The following is an 18,690-nucleotide window of genomic DNA, read 5'->3' as shown; positions in this document are numbered from 1 at the left end:
GATAAGGGTTTCATGGCTCAAAATTATCATGGAAACTCTTTAGATACCAAGTTTCTACTAATTTCGCAGTGAATAATATTTCGTGTGAAATTTTAGCAGTTTTTGTACGTCTATTCGATGTCCATATGAGACGGTGGTTTATCATTAAAGCTTATCTCTCACCATTTGGATCCGATTCAACTCAAATGTGAGTTTAAACGGCTTCCGCCCCACGTGTAGTGTTATACTGCTTATCCGACATCCATTCGGTGGTCAGCTACTACTTCCATCATTGGAAAATAAGATTCAGGAGATTAAAGACCAATGCTAGAATTGCATCAGATTTTTGCAAGGCAGAAGAAAGTTCTATTTTTTTTGCTCGCATTTTTTGTGTTAGGCTGGGGATTTACGTCATTTAAAACTGTATTTGCTGGTCTCGCAGTAGGTGTGCTTTGTGGTCATTATAACTTTTGGATTCTCGTCCGAAGATTGGAACGTTTTGATCAAGCATTAAGTGAAGGGAAAAAAGCACCATCTATGGGAACGGGCTTTCGCTTTGCATCCGGTATTGCTGCTGTAGCAGTAGCAATTACTTGGCCAGAATATTTTCACTTAGTGAGTGTTGTCATAGGGCTAATGATTCCGTACGTTCTGCTTTTAGTAGACAGGATTGTATTTCATGTAAAAAACCAATAAGCACATTTGAAAGTGAGGTGAATGCACAGTGCAACATGAAAATCCGCATTTTGAGTTTTTGGGCTTAGGATTTAACCCGGCAACTATTCTAGTATTGCTGGTTACAGCTGTTATTGTTTTCTTAATTGCTTTCATTTCAACTAGAAATATGAAGTTAAAACCAACAGGGATGCAAAATTTTATGGAGTGGGTAATGGACTTCGTAAAAGGAATCATCGGGAACAATATGGATTGGAAAACAGGTGGTAGATTCCATGTACTTGGAATTACACTCATCATGTTCATATTCGTTGCGAACATGCTTGGTCTTCCGTTATCTGTTGTAGTGGATGGGGAATTATGGTGGAAATCACCAACAGCTGATCCTACTATTACAATGACTCTTGCCGTTATGATTTTAGTATTAACTAACTATTACGGTGTAAAACAACGTGGTTTCAAAAAATATATCGGTGGATTTGGACAACCAATGGCGTTTTTATTCCCGATTAAAATCATCGAAGAGTTTGCAAATACATTAACTTTAGGTCTACGACTATATGGTAATATTTTTGCAGGTGAAATTCTTTTAGGTTTACTAGCAGGTTTAGGTACTAAGTGGGCTGGATTGGGATTCATAGCAGCGTTTGTTCCAGCTTTATTATGGCAAGGATTCTCGATCTTTGTTGGGTCAATCCAAGCATTTATTTTCGTTATGTTAACAATGGTTTACATGTCTCACAAAGTGAGCGATGACCATTAAGTATAAATTTGTCTAGTATATTATGCCAGACAACAAACAACCAAACAAAATTACAATTTCTAAGGAGGAAAATTTCAAATGGGTTTAATAGCAGCAGCAATCGCAGTTGGTTTAGGTGCACTGGGTGCAGGTATTGGTAACGGTCTTATCGTAGGTCGTACTGTAGAAGGGATCGCGCGTCAACCAGAATTAAAAGGTCTTTTACAAACAACTATGTTCGTAGGGGTAGCATTAGTCGAAGCCCTTCCAATCATCGCAGTAGTTATTGCGTTCATCGTAATGAACAAATAATCGTCTTAATTGTTTTATGAAAATGGCGAAGAAAATTTCATCTAAGGAATCCTTCGCCATTCCTTTATGCCTTTAAAATTTAGGGGCATAATTCCTTTAGAATTTATATCTTACTAAGATTCCAATCATAAATGATTTGAACTCTAAGCTCTTGAAGGGAGTGAAACAATCGTGTATTTAGACTACCTAACACTAGGTGAAGCAGCTCACGCTGGAGTAAACTGGGGAGATATCCTTGTTACTTTAATAGTTTTCATCATCCTAATGGCTCTTTTGAAAAAGTTCGCATGGGGTCCTTTGATGGGAATTATGCAACAACGTGAAGAACAAGTTGCTAGTGACTTAGACGCAGCTGAACAAAGCCGTCAAGAAACTAAACAATTATTAGAAGAACAACGTAGCCTTCTTAAAGAAGCTCGTGTTGAAGCGCAAGCGATTGTTGAAAACGCTAAGAAACAAGCTGATCTTCAAAAAGAAGAGATTGTTTCAGCAGCTCGTAACGAAGCTGTACGTTTACAAGAATCTGCTAAACGTGATATCGAGACTGAAAAAGAAAAAGCAATTGCCGCTGTTCGCGAAGAAGTGGTTTCACTATCTATCCTTGCAGCTTCTAAAGTGCTTAACAAAGAAGTTTCAGAAGAAGATAATCGTACTTTAATTGAAGAAACGATTGCGAAGGCAGGGGAAACTCGATGAGTCAATCGACTGCAGCGAATCGCTATGCTAAGGCATTGTTTCAATTAGCACAAGAACATAATCTTCTAAATGAAGTAACAGAAGATTTACGTGAAGTAAAAATCGCTTTTGGTGAAAATGGTAATTTATTCCAATTACTTGATTCTCCAAAAATCGAAACTGACAAAAAGAAAGAAATGCTTTCTGAGTTATTTGCTTCTGTACAACCAATTATCGTGAACGCTTTAAAACTTTTAGTTGATAAAAAACGTATTCACGAAGTGGTAAGTGTAATTGATGCGTTCGTAGCTCAAGCTAACGATGCTCAAGGTGTTGCAGATGCAGTTGTATTCTCAACTCGTACACTTGCTGAAGAAGAAAAACAACGCATTTCTACTGCATTTGCTCAAAAAGTAGGAAAAAATGCGCTTCATATTACAAACGAAATCGATGCATCACTACTTGGTGGTATTCGAGTTCAAATAGGAAACCAAATTTACGATAACTCTGTCGCAACAAAACTTGCTGGCTTAAAACGTGAATTAATCGGTTAATCCAATAATCATTTGAGAGGTGACAAACGTGGGCATCAAAGCTGAAGAAATCAGTGGACTTATTAAAAAACAGATGGAAAATTACCAATCTGAAATGCAAGTTAGCGAAGTTGGTACAATCATCACTGTTGGTGATGGTATCGCTCGTGCTCACGGCCTGAACAACGTCATGGCTGGAGAATTATTAGAATTCTCTACTGGTGTTCTTGGTATGGCTCAAAACCTAGAAGAAAATAACGTCGGTATCGTTATCCTAGGCCCAGCTAAAGGCATCAAAGAAGGCGATGAAGTTCGTCGTACAGGTCGTATTATGGAAGTACCAGTTGGTGAAGAACTAATTGGTCGTGTTGTAAACCCACTAGGTTTACCAGTTGATGGACTAGGTCCAATCAATACTACTAAAACTCGTCCTATCGAAAGTCCTGCTTTCGGTGTAATGGCTCGTAAATCAGTTGACGAACCACTACAAACAGGTATTAAAGCAATCGATGCTTTAGTTCCAATCGGTCGTGGTCAACGTGAATTAATCATTGGTGACCGTCAAACAGGTAAAACATCTGTTGCAGTCGATACAATCTTAAACCAAGCTGACCAAAATGTAACATGTATCTATGTTGCAATCGGTCAAAAAGAATCAACTGTACGTAGTTTAGTTGAAACTTTACGTAAAAACGGTGCTTTAGAATACACAATCGTTATTACTGCAGCTGCATCTTCTCCAGCTCCATTACTATACTTAGCTCCTTACGCTGGTGTATCAATGGGTGAAGAATTAATGCTTCAAGGTAAAGACGTATTAATCGTATATGATGATCTTTCTAAACAAGCAGCTGCTTATCGTGAACTTTCATTATTATTACGTCGTCCTCCAGGTCGTGAAGCTTACCCTGGTGATGTATTCTACCTACACAGTCGTTTACTTGAACGTGCTGCTAAATTGAACGAATCTTACGGTGGCGGTTCAATTACTGCTCTTCCATTCGTTGAAACTCAAGCAGGTGATATCGGTGCTTACATTCCAACAAACGTAATCTCAATCACTGATGGACAAATCTTCTTACAATCAGATTTATTCAACTCAGGTGTTCGTCCAGCAATCAACCCTGGTCTTTCAGTATCTCGTGTTGGTGGTTCTGCACAAATTAAAGCAATGAAAAAAGTTGCCGGTACACTACGTCTTGACTTAGCTGCTTACCGTGAACTTGAAGCATTCGCTGCATTCGGTTCTGACCTTGATGCTGCTACTAAAGCAAAACTTGAACGTGGTAAACGTACTGTAGAAGTGCTTAAACAAGATCTTAACAAGCCAATTAAAGTTGAAAAACAAGTTGTAATTCTTTATGCATTGACTAAAGGATTCTTAGATGATATCCCAGTTCAAGACATCGTTCGTTTCGAACTAGAATTATATGCTTGGTTAGATGCTAACGACGAAAAAGGCGCCGGCGTTTTAAATCAAATTCGCACTACTAAAGGCCTTCCATCTGATGAAGATATGGCTTCAACACTCAATGCATTCAAAAAAACTTTCGCAGCTTCAGCTGAGTAAGATTGCATAGTTTTGTGAATTTTAAAATAAAACGGTAAGGTGGTGAAATACCAGTGGCATCATTACGCGAAGTAAAACAACGTATTAAATCTACAACTAGTACTAGTAAAATTACGAACGCAATGCAGCTCGTGTCATCTTCGAAAATGGCACGTGCAGAAGCTAACGCTAAAGCATACGTTCCTTATATGAGTAAAATTCAAGATGTTGTTGCAGCAATCGCAGCAGGGACTCCAGACGGTGCACATCCGATGTTAATCTCTCGTCCTGTAAAAAAATCTGCTTACCTAGTAATCGCTTCTGATCGTGGTTTAGCAGGTGCATACAATTCTAATGTTATTCGTACAGCACTAGACGCAATAGCAAGTCGCAACCAAACAAAAGACGACGTCGTTATTTTTGCAGTTGGTCGTGTCGTTCGTGATTTCTTTAAAAAACAAGGCTATAACGTAGTTGATGAAGAAGTTGGTTTACCTGACCAACCTTCATTTGCAGATATTAAACAAATTGCTCGTAAAGCTGTTGGTATGTTCACAGACGGTACTTATGATGAACTTTATATGTACTATAGTCACTTTATCAGTGCAATTTCTAACGAACCAACGGAGAAAAAAGTACTTCCAGTTACTGATATTACTCCGACAAGCGCTACAACTGCTTCTTATGAATTCGAGCCATCAGGCGAAGAAATTCTAGAAGTATTGTTACCACAATATGCGGAAAGCTTGATTTATGGTGCGTTACTAGATGGTAAAGCGAGTGAACATGCTGCGCGTATGACAGCAATGAAGAGCGCTACAGATAACGCTCATGACTTAATTAATGATTTAACAATTCTGTATAACCGTGCACGTCAAGCGGCTATTACACAAGAAATTACCGAAATCGTTGGTGGAGCTGCGGCCTTAGAATAGGCCTCTCCCTAACCTTTCCGTAATTAGTTTGATAGGAGGGAAATACAAGTATGAACACAGGACACGTTCTTCAAGTAATGGGTCCAGTTGTCGATGTACAGTTCGATAACAACACATTACCAGAAATCAACAACGCGCTAACTGTAGAAATCAAACGTCCTAAAGAAGACGCTGTAACACTTACTTTAGAAGTAGCTCTTCACTTGGGCGATAACGCTGTTCGTACCATCGCAATGTCATCAACAGATGGCTTACAACGTGGCGCAGTAGTAACTGACAAAGGTGCTGCAATCTCAGTACCAGTTGGTGAAGTAACATTAGGTCGTGTATTCAACGTATTAGGTGATACAATCGACTTAGCAGATCCAATCCCAGCAGAAGCTCGCCGTGATCCAATTCACCGTGAAGCTCCTACTTTCGAAGAACTTTCAACAAATGTTGAAGTACTTGAAACTGGTATTAAAGTAGTAGACTTATTAGCACCATATATCAAAGGTGGTAAAGTCGGCCTATTCGGTGGTGCCGGTGTAGGTAAAACCGTTTTAATCCAAGAATTAATCAACAACATCGCTCAAGGACACGGTGGTATTTCCGTATTCTCTGGTGTAGGTGAACGTACTCGTGAAGGTAACGACCTATTCTATGAAATGAGCGATTCAGGCGTTATTGCAAAAACAGCAATGGTATTTGGTCAAATGAATGAGCCACCAGGTGCTCGTATGCGTGTAGCATTATCTGGTCTTACAATGGCTGAATACTTCCGTGATGAAATGGGACAAGACGTTCTATTATTCATCGATAACATTTTCCGTTTCACTCAAGCAGGTTCTGAAGTATCTGCGTTACTAGGTCGTATGCCTTCTGCCGTAGGTTACCAACCAACACTTGCTACTGAAATGGGTAAATTACAAGAACGTATTACTTCAACAAACAAAGGTTCTGTAACATCTATCCAAGCGGTATACGTACCAGCCGATGACTATACTGACCCGGCTCCAGCTACAACATTCGCTCACTTAGACGCTACAACTAACCTTGAACGTAAACTTTCTGAAATGGGTATTTACCCAGCTGTTGATCCATTGGCTTCAACTTCTCGTGCTTTATCACCTGAAATCGTTGGTAAAGAACACTACGATGTTGCTCGTCATGTACAAGCTACATTACAACGCTACAACGAATTACAAGATATCATCGCTATCTTAGGTATGGATGAATTATCTGATGAAGATAAATTGGTTGTAGGACGTGCTCGTCGTGTCCAATTCTACTTATCACAAAACTTCCACGTTGCTGAACAATTTACTGGTCAAAAAGGTTCTTATGTTCATGTGAAAGATACAGTACGTGGCTTCAAAGAAATTCTTGAAGGTAAATACGATAAATTACCAGAAGATGCATTCCGTCTTGTAGGTACAATCGAAGAAGTTATTGCTAAAGCAAAAGAAATGGGCGTAGAACTTTAATACTAAGGACTAGGAGGAAAAAATATGAAGACAACTGTAGTCAACATTGTCACTCCTGACGGTCCAGTATACGATTCAGAAGTTAGCATGGTTATTGTAAAAACTGTAACTGGTGAAATGGGTATTCTGCCTGGTCATATTCCAACAGTTGCTCCTTTAACAGTAAGCGCTGTTCGTCTTAAAAAAGACAACAACAAAACTGATATAGTTACAGTAAGTGGTGGCTTTGTTGAAATTCGTTCTGACAAAGTTACAATCTTAACTCCTTCAGCAGAACGAGCTGATTCAATCGATCTTGCTCGTGCAAAAGAAGCTGTTAAACGTGCTGAACAAAGACTTCAAAATAAGCAAGATGACATTGATTTCAAACGTGCTGAATTGTCATTAAAACGCGCGATGAATCGTATCAACGTTAAAGAGGGTAACATCTAAGTAATAGGTTAATTTTAAAGCGAGCAGAATTATATTTCTGCTCGCTTTTTTAAAAGTGAAAATGGGGGAAAAGAATGGATTCTGTATCATCTTTAATTGGACAAAACGCATTAATCGGTATTATCTCTCATATTTTCTTTATAGGAATAACGTTTTACGCTTTACAGTCATTAAAGTATGAAAAGGTTTTTAAGAAAAACCATGTTTTTCAAATTCAACTTTTATTTATTTTATTGAGTATTGCAATTGGATCAACGGTGTCAAATTTCTTTATTACATTTTCAACATGGTCAAGACAATTACCATTTTTATTTAATTAAATGTATTCTGTATGCAAAAGAAATAATGGCACAAACTTATTGTACAAATGTTAGTATATTGTTCAGCATTTAAGCACGATTTATATTACAATAGAGATATGTGCTTTTAGTTATTTCTTAAATCATATGCATTAAATTTCTACATTATTTCTTTTGCATATAGAGTAACCATTACCCAGGAAATAATTTGTTGAAACTTGTTTAATTTCCTCAAAGTTTGGGTACCTATGATGGCGTATAGAAATGGAAATTTTATAACACATTTCTAGCATTTTGACGTAATATAGTATTACTATAGTTATTTATTCGTAGAAAACTAAAATAGTGTAATGGGTTCTTGTCAACATCATGAAAAAAAGGTATTATGTAAGTTGCTTTGTTACTAATTATTGGCATTGAATGGATAAATACATGAATTTTATGGACTGAAATATAAAAGATTTAATTTAGAATAAGTTCGGAGGGACATATTGTGGAGAAAATTGTTGTAAAAGGCGGCAAGGTTTTACACGGAAACGTAAAAGTAGAAGGAGCAAAAAATGCAGTTCTACCAGTTCTTGCAGCATCATTATTAGCGTCTGAAGGAAAAAATACAATAAAAAATGTGCCGAACTTGGCAGATGTATATACGATTGATGAGGTGTTAAAAAGTTTAAATGTACATTTAACATTCTCCGCTGAAGAAAATATTGTGGAAATTGATGCATCTGGCCAACTATCATCTGAAGCACAATTTGAATATGTACGTAAAATGCGTGCATCCATTTTAGTAATGGGGCCACTTTTAGCACGAAATGGTTATGCACGTGTTGCCATGCCTGGTGGGTGTGCAATTGGCTCTAGACCAATTGACCAACATTTAAAAGGCTTTGAGTTAATGGGAGCGAAAATTTCTACAGGCCATGGTTATGTAGAAGCATCAACTGAAGGTCGATTGAAAGGTGCTAAAATTTATCTGGATTTCCCAAGTGTTGGAGCTACAGAAAACATTCTTACAGGTGCTGCTCTTGCAGAAGGTACGACAATTATAGAAAATGCTGCAAAAGAACCTGAAATCGTGGATTTAGCAAACTTCATTAACGAAATGGGCGGTAAAGTTGTTGGTGCAGGAACTGATACCATTCGTGTTGAAGGTGTTGAGAAATTATATGGCACAACACATTCAATTATTCCAGATCGAATTGAAGCTGGGACATTTATGGTTGCAGCGGCAATTACAGGTGGAAATGTCTTAATTGAAAATGCTGTACCTGAGCATATGACAGCTCTTATTGCTAAAATGCGTGAAATGGGTGTTGAGATCGAAGAAGAAGAAGATGCAGGCTTACGTATTCGTGCAACGCATCCTTTAAAAGCAGTAGACGTTAAAACAATGCCACATCCCGGATTCCCAACTGATATGCAATCTCAAATGATGTCTTTAATGCTTGTAGCTCAGGGTGCAAGTGTGATAACAGAGACAGTGTTTGAAAATCGTTTTATGCATGTGGAAGAGTTTCGACGCATGAATGCCAATGCAAAAATCGATGGACGCTCTGTAATTATTGATGGCCCTTGCAAATTGCAAGGTGCAGAAGTCGCTGCAACTGATTTACGTGCAGCAGCTGCACTAATTCTTGCTGGATTAGTTTCAGAGGGAATTACACGCGTTTCTGAACTTAAACATCTAGACAGAGGATATGTCAATTTCCATAATAAATTAGCAGCTTTAGGTGCTGATATCGAACGTATCTCTTCTGAAGAAGTATTTGAAAAAGAGCTTCAAACAAACTAATGATAAATAATTTTTAATTTTTATTATAAATTTAACCCATTACATACTTATGTATGCAGTGGGTTTTTATTTACAAAAATTTTTAAAGTTTATAAAAAAGGACTGTTCCTATAAAGCATAAACATCGATTTCCTTACATATTCTTGAATATGAAAAAAATACATCTCTATATTCTACTTATTATTGTCGTCTTATTCACATTGCCAACATTTGTCACGAAGTACAAGGAATCAAAAGTAGTGCCCACTTCAAATACCGCAGTAAAACAGACACAGGAAAAAAAGTCAGAGGATGAAGAATGTAATATTCAAATTTCAATCCAAGGAGAAAACAAAGAGTATCCGCTTGAAGAGTATATTGTTGGGGTTGTCGCTGCTGAAATGCCCGCTTCCTTCGATTTAGAAGCTCTTAAAGCACAATCTATTGCTTCACGTACATTCGCCTTAAAACGTACAAATTTTGGCGAAAATACCATAGAGCCAAATGTTTCGGCTCAAGCCTTTGCGGACGAGGAACGAAGAAAAAAAGACTGGGGTATAAACTTTAAGAAAAATGAAAAGAAAATTCGTAAAGCTGTACAAGCAACAAAAGGACAAGTATTAGTCTATAAAGATGAACTTATCACAGCTATGTTCTTTTCAACAAGTAATGGACAAACTGAAAGTGCAAAAAGCTATAGTGGACAATCAATCCCATATTTACAATCTGTCTCTGTTCCATCGAATGAAAAAAAATCTCCAAGATATCACACGAGCTACAGCTTTACGTTACAACAGTGGAATGCAGTATTTAATCAACAATGGACAAAAGCACAAATACAAAATGTTAAAATCTATCGTAATAATTCAGGACGAGTTGAAACAATTAAAACAGGAGACTTTCAATGGTCAGGTAGAGAGGTACGAGAAAAACTTCAACTAGCATCTACAGATTTCAATATTATATGGAATGATAAAAAGAAAATAATACAAGTAAATGCAACAGGATATGGTCATGGTGTAGGAATGAGCCAATACGGTGCAACGGCGCTCGCAGAAAAGGGGGCTAATGCGAAAGAGATCTTACAACATTTCTATCAACACGTAAAAATAGAAAAACTAAAAAAATCTTCTTCTCTATGTTTAAACTCTCAAGCTATTGACAACAATAGCAAATGAGGTGATGAAAATGAGAGAGGAAAATAAACAAAAACCTACTCCACAAAAATCAAATGTTACAAAACAACGCTGGTTCTGGCCAGTAATTTACGCAAGCTTTTCAATTCTTTTAGTTGCAGGTGTTTGGGGATACTCGGCATTTACGAACTCTCCTAAAGAGACAGGTACTAGTAATTTAACAGCTACTAATGGTCCAAGCAGTCCGTCTGTTGAAACAAACGCAACTCCAGAATCATTGAAGTATCCATTTAAAGAAGCACTCTTAAAAGATGCAAAAGTATTACAGGACTATTATGATGTTGAAGCGAGTGAAGAATCTAGAGAAGGTGCATTACTCGTATTCAACCAAACCTTCACTACAAGTGATGGCATTGCCATTGCAGTAAAAGGTGAAAGTTTCGATGTTCTTGCTGCGCTTAGTGGAACAGTTGAAGAAGTAAAGAATGATCCATTCGTTGGGAATGAGATAACTATATCTCATTCTAATGGTATGACAACAAAATACAGTTCTGTTGGTGAAATTACTGTTAAAAAAGGGGATAAAGTAGACCAAGGTCAAAAACTTGGAAAAGCTATCTCAAATGAATTTAATCCAACAGCTGGTACACATCTTTATTTTGAAGTAATGCAAGAAGGTAAGCACATTAATCCAAAAAGTTTACTTGCTTTTTAGATAATTCCATCCTCTAGGTTCTAAGTAAGCGGTTTTAGACATAAGGTGAAGAAACGTTCGTACATTGTGGAAAGGAAGAGAATGTGCACGAACATATTCGAAACCGATGTCTAAAACTTGGTTTTATGCTTAAAGAATCGCAACAAACTGTGAGAGCCTTAGCACAAAAAACAGGTTATTCTAAGAGTACCATTCATAAGGATCTCACTGAGAGGTTAACTCAGGTAAACGAGGAATTAGCGAAAGAGGTAAGCGAAATTTTAGCTTATCACAAATCCATCCGTCATATTCGAGGTGGAGAAGCAACGCGACAGAAATGGTTAACACGCAATGCAGAAAAAAAGACACCTTCGCATTATGATTAGCGAGGGTGTCTTTTTCTATCTTTTATTTTAAAAGAATGAATTGAAAGATTAATAACTCAAATCCTTAGTTTAAAGGAGCGAATAATAAGGAATAATAATGATAAAAGTATTGTGTATAAAGTCATGGTTAATGACCTAATTTACCTAGGTATCGTTGAAATAATTAGATGTAATTAACTCGTTGCTATGTTAAAATATTCTAGATACATATATATATTTTATAACGATTATCGAGATATGAGGAAAGGGGAAACAACATGTTTTCTAAAGATATAGGAATCGATTTAGGAACAGCGAATGTACTTATTCATTTAAAGGGCAAAGGCATCGTATTAAACGAGCCATCCGTTGTTGCGATCGACAAAAATACGAAGAAAGTATTAGCCGTTGGTGAAGAAGCACGCAAAATGGTCGGTAGAACACCAGGTAATATTATTGCTATTCGTCCATTAAAAGATGGCGTAATCGCTGATTTTGACGTAACAGAATCAATGTTAAGCTATTTTATCAATAAGTTAAATATATCAGGTTTTATGTCTAAGCCTCGAATTTTGATTTGTTGTCCTACAAATATTACAAGTGTTGAACAAAAAGCGATTCGTGAAGCAGCCGAAAAATCAGGCGGTCGCAATGTATACTTAGAAGAAGAACCAAAAGTAGCAGCAATTGGTGCGGGTATGGATATTTTCCAACCAAGCGGTAATATGGTGATTGATATCGGTGGTGGAACAACCGATGTTGCGGTACTTTCAATGGGCGATATCGTAACATCTGAATCCATTAAAGTTGCTGGAGATGTTTTTGATAATGACATCCTCCAATATATAAAAAAAGAGTACAAGCTATTAATTGGGGAACGTACTTCTGAAAATATTAAAATTACAATTGGTACAGTATATCCTGAAGGCAGAGATGAGAGAATGGAAATTCGTGGTCGTGATCTAGTATCAGGTCTACCAAGAACAATCGAAATTCATTCTCACGAAATTGAAAAAGCATTACATGAATCCGTTGCTTTAATCGTACAATCTGCTAAAAACGTACTTGAAAAAACACCACCAGAGCTATCTGCAGATATTATTGATCGTGGAGTAATGGTTACAGGTGGCGGTGCGTTATTACATGGCTTAGATCACTTATTAACAGAAGAACTAAAAGTACCTGTATTTATCGCAGAAAATCCAATCAACTGTGTAGCTGAAGGAACTGGCATCATGCTAGAAAATATCGATAGAGTACCAAAACGTCGGAAATAATAGCCGAAATAAAATAAGTGAATTAATTTCATAATGCAATATTCAATTTTGTTGATTGTGAAGTGAAAGACGGCGAGTCCTCGAAAATGCATTCGCATTTCCTTCGTGCGATGTAAATTCAATGAAGTTCATTCAAATTCCTACGGGAAAAGCTTGAGCTGAAAGCACCGCAGGAAGAAATTCTTATGTTAAAAAGAATTTCTTGCGACGAAGCTAGCGAAGCGATAGCCAAGCCCGTGGAAAGCGCCGGCTGTAGCGGAACATCCAAATCTGAATATTGAAAAGTTAATGTGTTGAAGTGTTCGTAAAACCGAAAACGGATTTATGAAATTGATTCAAGTAATAAAAATTTTGAGAAATACTTTTTGTAACCAATTCTCCATTTGTCTAAAAATTAATAAAAAGTTACTTTATCAAAAACTAATTACATTTTTTATTGAAAGGGTGAAATCGATGTTTCGTGGATTTTATACAGTTGCTTCGGGCATGATTACTGAACAACGACGCACAGAACTTTTATCAAACAATATTGCAAATGCAAATACACCAGGATATAAAGCAGATCAATCGACGATTCGCTCATTTCCAGAAATGCTAATGTCGCGTATTACAAAAAGTGGTTCTTCAGATGTTCAAAATGGTTTTGAAGGTAGTTCAGCAAATCAAATAGGAACACTTGGCACAGGTGTTTACATGCAAGAAACTTTACCTGACTATTCACAAGGTCAAATTACGGAAACTGAGTTACCCACAGATATTGCCTTAGTAGATGGCAATTTGCCGATCAATAAGGGAACGGGAAAACCAGGAGCTGTCTTCTATCGTCTGCAAAATCCTACTGGTGGAGAAGCCTACACTCGTAATGGAAACTTTACATTAGATGCAGCAGGAAACTTAGTGAATGCCCAAGGATTTTATGTTCTTTCAGATCAAGGTAAGAAAATCACATTACAAAGTGATGATTTCCAACTTACTGAAGATGGCGCTATTATGGAGAATGGTAAACAAGTGGCACGTTTAGGTGTATCTTACTCAGCACAACCAGATACACTAGCTAAACGTGATACGGGCTTATATTACACAAGTGATGGTAAAGACCTACCATCTGCTTACAATGTAAACAACGTTAGCTTTTCTATGAAACAAGGTTATATCGAACGTTCAAATGTCGACGCAGCTCGTACAATGACAGATATGATGACAGCTTACAGAGCCTTTGAAGCTAATCAAAAAATACTTCAAGCATACGACAAAAGCATGGACAAGGCTGTAAATGAAATTGGAAGAGTATAATTTCTTTCAGTAGAAGTCTACCACCTCTTTAGGCGGTGAGATGAATATAGATGTTTACGTTAAGTGGTGTCCAAACACTCGCTGAAAACCTTTGGCAGATGTCATAGATTTTGAAAAGGTAAAAAAAGGAAGACTAGTACATCACATCCATGTGACTAAGTCTAACTGACTTGCTTTACCCAGGCCAAAATAAAACAGAATCGGACGCAATTATGCCGAGATGTAATTGATTTAGGTATTTTTGGATACTTAGGAGGTATACTAGATGATACGAACCATGATTTCTGCAGCAAATACGATGTCTCAACTTCAAGATCAGATAGATATTATAAGTAATAACATGGCGAATAGTAATACACATGGCTACAAAACAAAAGAGGCGAAGTTCAACGAATTACTCTATCAACAATTTGAAAATGATAAACAAGACAAAGTAAAACGTCAATCGCCAGTTGGTATACGCATTGGTGTTGGAGCACGTCTAGCACAGGCACAAACAAACTGGAAACAAGGTAGCATTCAACAAACGAATCGCTCACTGGATTTCACATTCAACAAACCAAAACAGTACTTTAATATCTTAATGCCAGATGGTAAAAACGGCACAAAAACTGTGTATACACGTCAAGGGGACTTCTACCTTTCACCTATGAAAAACGGCAATACAATGCTAGTGAATACAGATGGATATCCAGTTGCAGATGCCAATGGTAATGCCATTTTATTAAAAGATGGTGCAAAAGACTTTTCAGTGACAGCAGACGGAACATTAAATGTTAAGTATAATGATAATACAAGCGCAAAAATTGAAATGGGTGTTACTGAGATCCAAAAGCCGCAACTAATGGAACATATATCAGATACGTACATTGGTTTACCTAAAAATTTCAACCAACTTGGTGTAGCACAAGGTGCAGTTTTACAAAACTTACAAGGTACAAACAGAAACCAAGTGGCTATGCAAAATGGTGGGCTTGAATTATCAAATGTTGATATTTCAAAAGAAATGACAGATCTTATTAGCACACAGCGTTCATATCAATTTAATGCGAGAACAATAACTTTAGCCGATCAAATGATGGGACTAGTTAACGGTATAAGATAAGTAATTGTTAGTAGAGGAGAACAAGTAATGACAAATAATTCAACTAATCAGAGAACTGATAACCCGACTCCGCAGCCAACTACTCGTAAGGAAGCAAAACAAAATAGAGAAGCAGCAAATGATCGCGTAGAGAGAAAGTGGAATTCTACAGGTGCATTTTCAATCGGGCTCAGAATCATCATTGTTGTTGTTTTACTTGTCGTTGCAGCAATCGCAGGCTCAATGATTGGGTACGGCGTAATCGGTGATGGAAATCCGCTTGGAGTTCTAAATCCATCAACATGGAGTCATGTATTGGATATTATGAATGGAGTACAATCCGAATAGGGTTTTCACACATTTACAATAGGGGGATATAGTATGTTAACTGTAGATCAAATTCAACAAATATTACCACATCGTTATCCATTTCTTTTAGTGGATCGTATTACAGAAGTAGAAGAAGGGAAACGTGCTGTAGGCATAAAAAACGTCTCCATTAACGAACCGTTCTTCACGGGTCATTTTCCAGGCTACCCTGTAATGCCAGGTGTGCTAATTATTGAAGCAATGGCACAAGTAGGCGGTGTAGCGCTGCTAAAATCCGAAAAATTCAAAGGTCACTTAGCTTTTCTAACAGGTGTTGATAATGCTCGCTTTAAACGTCAAGTCATCCCTGGTGACCAACTTAAAATCGAAGTTGAATTCACAAAACTTCGTGGCGTAATGGGCAAAGGACACGGAAAAGTAACAGTAGACGGCGAACTTGTCAGCGAAGCAGATATTTTATTTGCTATTGGACCAAACCAAAAAAGCGAAGACGAATAAGTAGTATAAATGAATAAGGCACTCCAAATCACTACGATAGGAGTGCTTTTTTTGTTGTCTTATTACTCAAAGTTATTATCTCCACATTCATAAAAATCAAACGAAATCATTTTTTAAATCAAAGGATAGATTCACTTTTTCAGTACATCCTACTTTTAAATCGCACACAGTGTGATGGTTAAATTAATGGTGGAAGGAGGAAAATAAAAATGTGGAAGCAGTCAGCTGCGATCTTACTTTTTTCAGCACTTGTATTAGTTGGGTGTAATACCAATAAGGCAATTGAACCAACTCGTACTGAAACACCGATGGAGGACGTGAATAGAAACGTCAATACTGGTGTAACTGACGATGGTATTACAAATGATGGTGTTAATAATGCCGTTAATAATGGTGTTACGGATGTTGAAAGAGGAGTAAATAAAGGCATTAATGCTGTAGAACGTGGCGTAAACAATGCTACAGGAGCCGTTGAAGAAGGTATCAATAATATTACGCCAGGAACTAGCAAACAAACCACTGATAACACAGTCATAGATAATACTGCAGGAAACGGTCACTATATTCCTCACGATAGAGACGACAATAAATAATAATACTCGGCATATCCTTTAGGGTATGCCGTTTTTTAATTGCTGAGCTTGAAGTTAGAAAGAATTATTTTGATTAGCAGAATTTTTTAAGCGAGGTCTAGTACGCATATCTACTTTAAACTTTTCAAGCAAAGCATTACCAGTTAATCCTTCTTCAACAAGCTCTAAAAGCAATTGTTCAGCATACTGTCGGCGACCAGAATTTAATGTGCCTTTTAATAATACTGAAACATAATTCTCTTCAGGCATCTGTACAATATCTTGCACAACGACTCGGAAAGAAGCAGGCTCATTATCTGGATAAGAAATCACAGCACGGACAGTTAATATCGTATCCGTACCTAAATAAGGAGCAAAATCTGATGCATATTGTCGATCCATATACATTTCTAAAATCCAGGATTTGTGGCTGTTCTCTTGATTAATAATAATTCCATCTGTAAGCGGATATGATGTTAATTGTTCATCTTTCAATAATTCCAACGACAACATTTTGAATGTTTTCACGGAAATTTATCACCTATCTTTCGACGATTTTCGTACGGTAATTATAACATTAAAAAATCAGCTAAAAAAATATTTCGCATGATTTTTAAAAAATAAGAAAATGCACAGTGACGCTATTTGTACAAAATTGAGTGTTTTCAAAATTGAATTTCGTACATACAAACAAGCTTAAAACCTTCATTTCGCTGTTTTGCATAAAATTTGGAATCCCATTATGATATGGATAATTCAAATGGGAGGAGGTGAAGGATTGAATCAAGTTGCTCTTGTAGGGAGGATTACAAAAGATCCTGAATTACGACAACTTTCAGAAGGGAGAGTACAAACAAATTTTATCATTGCAATCAATAGGAATTTTAAAAACGCAAATGGCGACATAGATGCAGATTTTGTATCATGTTCTGTTTGGGGCAAACTCGCCACAAATGTGGTGAAATATTGTGGTAAAGGCTCATTAATTGGGGTTGGTGGCCGACTGCAATCAAGATCCTATGAACGTGAAGACGGAAAAAGAGTTTATGTTGTTGAAGTGGTTGCAGATGAAGTACGTTTCTTAGCTCTAAAAGAGCGCGAAGAAAAAACGTTCCAAAGACAAACAAATCAATCAGAAAAAATGAATCCGCCAATTGCTCAAACAGCGTTAGGGCAAACGCAAGCAGTACCAACAGGCTTTGTACTACCGAAAGAAGAAACAGAAGGATTACCAATGGTATAATTTCTTTCAGCAGTTGAAAGAAGTTAAAGTCTCAGGTTTTTGTTACAGATTTTGGGGGTAATTAATTCAAAATCCTGACGCAATTAGGCCGAGACTTAGTTGATAACAGCAGTCCTATTGGAAAGACCGCACCAATAGGTTTGATGAATTGATCCAAATAAAATCAACCAAACGATCATCCATTGGAACAATTCAAAATAGCTGTATAAATATGATTCGTTGTGTACAGCATACATAACGAAGAAAACAATTAAATAGTTAAGGTTGTTAAATTGTAAAAGAGAATAGAAATTTGTGGGGAATTTCTATACGAAGTTTGAAGAGCGTTTTTAAAAATGTCAATGGGGAAGACAGCGGATGAAGTCATCGTAGCATGGCTTTATCTGTACATATAGGCGTCCATTATATAGTGGCGCTCACAGAATAAAAAAATAGATAAAGAGTTTCCTTATAAGTCCTTAAAAATAGTTGAAGAGATTAAATTAGCACCCCCGTCTTCACGTTTAGCAGGGGTGCTTAGCAGAAAAATAGTAGATTATTTTTCAATTCAAGTAAGAAGGCAGTTCAATAGTGAGTTATTTAGTTACTTTTGGACAGTCCCTGAAAAAGTCGAAATGCATAAAAATTAATAATAAAATTTAGTGATACAATTTTTGTTGAAGTGGAGTCAGCGAAGACTCCTGCGGGAAAGCGAGCCAGAGAGACCCCACAGCGTAGCGAGGAGGCTCGTCGGTTCGCCCGCGGAAAGCGAAGCTGATTCCACTTCATGTTATAGCAGATTTGTACTATAAAAATTAAAGGTAAAATCAAACCAACATATCTGATCC

22 protein-coding genes are annotated in these 18,690 nt (G+C 37.1%); 21 read left to right on the top strand and 1 reads right to left on the bottom strand.

The features are described 5' to 3' along the window. Window positions 1-303: 303 nt before the first annotated feature. The 20 genes from ACIQ4I_RS14215 (at window position 304) to ACIQ4I_RS14120 (ending at window position 16,641) form a co-directional block, all read left to right on the top strand. Entirely contained in the window at window positions 304-675 is a 372-nt protein-coding gene (locus ACIQ4I_RS14215) for an ATP synthase subunit I (protein ID WP_403097002.1), read from the top strand. Between the two features lie 28 nt (window positions 676-703). Next, window positions 704-1,417, top strand: a complete 714-nt coding sequence (gene atpB, locus ACIQ4I_RS14210; RefSeq protein WP_403097000.1) for a F0F1 ATP synthase subunit A — start codon at window positions 704-706, stop codon at window positions 1,415-1,417. A gap of 78 nt (window positions 1,418-1,495) precedes the next feature. Next, the gene (gene atpE / locus ACIQ4I_RS14205; RefSeq protein ID WP_397537053.1) at window positions 1,496-1,708 is read left to right on the top strand and encodes a F0F1 ATP synthase subunit C; all 213 of its coding nucleotides are present in this window, start codon (window positions 1,496-1,498) and stop codon (window positions 1,706-1,708) included. 171 nt (window positions 1,709-1,879) lie between these two features. Then, entirely contained in the window at window positions 1,880-2,404 is a 525-nt protein-coding gene (atpF, locus tag ACIQ4I_RS14200; RefSeq protein ID WP_403096998.1) for a F0F1 ATP synthase subunit B, read from the top strand. Beyond that, window positions 2,401-2,937 carry a F0F1 ATP synthase subunit delta gene (locus tag ACIQ4I_RS14195; protein ID WP_403096996.1) on the top strand — a complete coding sequence of 179 codons (537 nt, stop codon included), beginning with the start codon at window positions 2,401-2,403 and terminating at the stop codon, window positions 2,935-2,937. Before atpF ends, ACIQ4I_RS14195 begins: the two co-directional genes overlap by 4 nt. A gap of 28 nt (window positions 2,938-2,965) precedes the next feature. Beyond that, entirely contained in the window at window positions 2,966-4,486 is a 1,521-nt protein-coding gene (gene atpA / locus ACIQ4I_RS14190; protein WP_403096994.1) for a F0F1 ATP synthase subunit alpha, read from the top strand. A gap of 53 nt (window positions 4,487-4,539) precedes the next feature. Then, on the top strand, window positions 4,540-5,400 hold the full coding sequence (gene atpG / locus ACIQ4I_RS14185) for an ATP synthase F1 subunit gamma (RefSeq protein WP_403096993.1): 861 nt from the start codon (window positions 4,540-4,542) through the stop codon (window positions 5,398-5,400). A 50-nt stretch (window positions 5,401-5,450) separates the two neighbouring features. Further along, window positions 5,451-6,866 (top strand): F0F1 ATP synthase subunit beta, encoded by a 1,416-nt coding sequence (atpD, locus tag ACIQ4I_RS14180; protein WP_403096990.1) that lies wholly within the window; start codon window positions 5,451-5,453, stop codon window positions 6,864-6,866. A gap of 24 nt (window positions 6,867-6,890) precedes the next feature. Next, window positions 6,891-7,298 (top strand): F0F1 ATP synthase subunit epsilon, encoded by a 408-nt coding sequence (locus ACIQ4I_RS14175; RefSeq protein ID WP_403096988.1) that lies wholly within the window; start codon window positions 6,891-6,893, stop codon window positions 7,296-7,298. Between the two features lie 74 nt (window positions 7,299-7,372). Further along, a complete protein-coding gene (locus ACIQ4I_RS14170; RefSeq protein ID WP_403096986.1) occupies window positions 7,373-7,618 on the top strand; it encodes a DUF1146 family protein in 246 nt (81 codons plus the stop codon). Between the two features lie 472 nt (window positions 7,619-8,090). Continuing rightward, entirely contained in the window at window positions 8,091-9,392 is a 1,302-nt protein-coding gene (gene murA, locus ACIQ4I_RS14165) for a UDP-N-acetylglucosamine 1-carboxyvinyltransferase (protein WP_403096984.1), read from the top strand. A gap of 149 nt (window positions 9,393-9,541) precedes the next feature. Further along, window positions 9,542-10,549, top strand: a complete 1,008-nt coding sequence (gene spoIID, locus ACIQ4I_RS14160; RefSeq protein WP_403096982.1) for a stage II sporulation protein D — start codon at window positions 9,542-9,544, stop codon at window positions 10,547-10,549. A 10-nt stretch (window positions 10,550-10,559) separates the two neighbouring features. Beyond that, a complete protein-coding gene (locus ACIQ4I_RS14155; protein WP_403096979.1) occupies window positions 10,560-11,222 on the top strand; it encodes a peptidoglycan DD-metalloendopeptidase family protein in 663 nt (220 codons plus the stop codon). An 83-nt stretch (window positions 11,223-11,305) separates the two neighbouring features. After that, window positions 11,306-11,587, top strand: coding sequence for a sporulation transcriptional regulator SpoIIID (locus ACIQ4I_RS14150; protein WP_403096976.1), 282 nt, complete (start codon window positions 11,306-11,308; stop codon window positions 11,585-11,587). A gap of 257 nt (window positions 11,588-11,844) precedes the next feature. After that, window positions 11,845-12,843: a rod shape-determining protein gene (mreB, locus tag ACIQ4I_RS14145; RefSeq protein WP_403096974.1), complete on the top strand. Its 999-nt coding sequence runs from the start codon at window positions 11,845-11,847 to the stop codon at window positions 12,841-12,843. A 453-nt stretch (window positions 12,844-13,296) separates the two neighbouring features. Then, window positions 13,297-14,136 carry a flagellar hook-basal body protein gene (locus ACIQ4I_RS14140; protein ID WP_403096972.1) on the top strand — a complete coding sequence of 280 codons (840 nt, stop codon included), beginning with the start codon at window positions 13,297-13,299 and terminating at the stop codon, window positions 14,134-14,136. Between the two features lie 265 nt (window positions 14,137-14,401). Next, window positions 14,402-15,241, top strand: a complete 840-nt coding sequence (locus ACIQ4I_RS14135) for a flagellar hook-basal body protein (RefSeq protein ID WP_403096970.1) — start codon at window positions 14,402-14,404, stop codon at window positions 15,239-15,241. 27 nt (window positions 15,242-15,268) lie between these two features. Beyond that, a complete protein-coding gene (locus ACIQ4I_RS14130; RefSeq protein WP_403096968.1) occupies window positions 15,269-15,568 on the top strand; it encodes a DNA-directed RNA polymerase subunit beta in 300 nt (99 codons plus the stop codon). A 33-nt stretch (window positions 15,569-15,601) separates the two neighbouring features. Next, a complete protein-coding gene (gene fabZ / locus ACIQ4I_RS14125) occupies window positions 15,602-16,048 on the top strand; it encodes a 3-hydroxyacyl-ACP dehydratase FabZ (protein ID WP_403096967.1) in 447 nt (148 codons plus the stop codon). Window positions 16,049-16,257: 209 nt separating this feature from the next. Beyond that, a complete protein-coding gene (locus ACIQ4I_RS14120; RefSeq protein WP_403096965.1) occupies window positions 16,258-16,641 on the top strand; it encodes a hypothetical protein in 384 nt (127 codons plus the stop codon). Between the two features lie 54 nt (window positions 16,642-16,695). Here the strand turns inward: ACIQ4I_RS14120 and ACIQ4I_RS14115 are convergent, their stop codons facing one another. Then, window positions 16,696-17,148 (bottom strand): YwpF family protein, encoded by a 453-nt coding sequence (locus ACIQ4I_RS14115; RefSeq protein WP_403096963.1) that lies wholly within the window; start codon window positions 17,146-17,148, stop codon window positions 16,696-16,698. Between the two features lie 250 nt (window positions 17,149-17,398). On the opposite strand from ACIQ4I_RS14115, the gene ACIQ4I_RS14110 reads away from it, so the two are divergent. Next, on the top strand, window positions 17,399-17,863 hold the full coding sequence (locus tag ACIQ4I_RS14110; RefSeq protein ID WP_403096961.1) for a single-stranded DNA-binding protein: 465 nt from the start codon (window positions 17,399-17,401) through the stop codon (window positions 17,861-17,863). Window positions 17,864-18,690: the final 827 nt, after the last annotated feature.

It is taken from the genome of Rummeliibacillus sp. NPDC094406 (assembly GCF_044763875.1).
Taxonomy (GTDB): domain Bacteria; phylum Bacillota; class Bacilli; order Bacillales_A; family Planococcaceae; genus Rummeliibacillus.
This window is presented reverse-complemented; position numbering and strand designations above follow the sequence as displayed.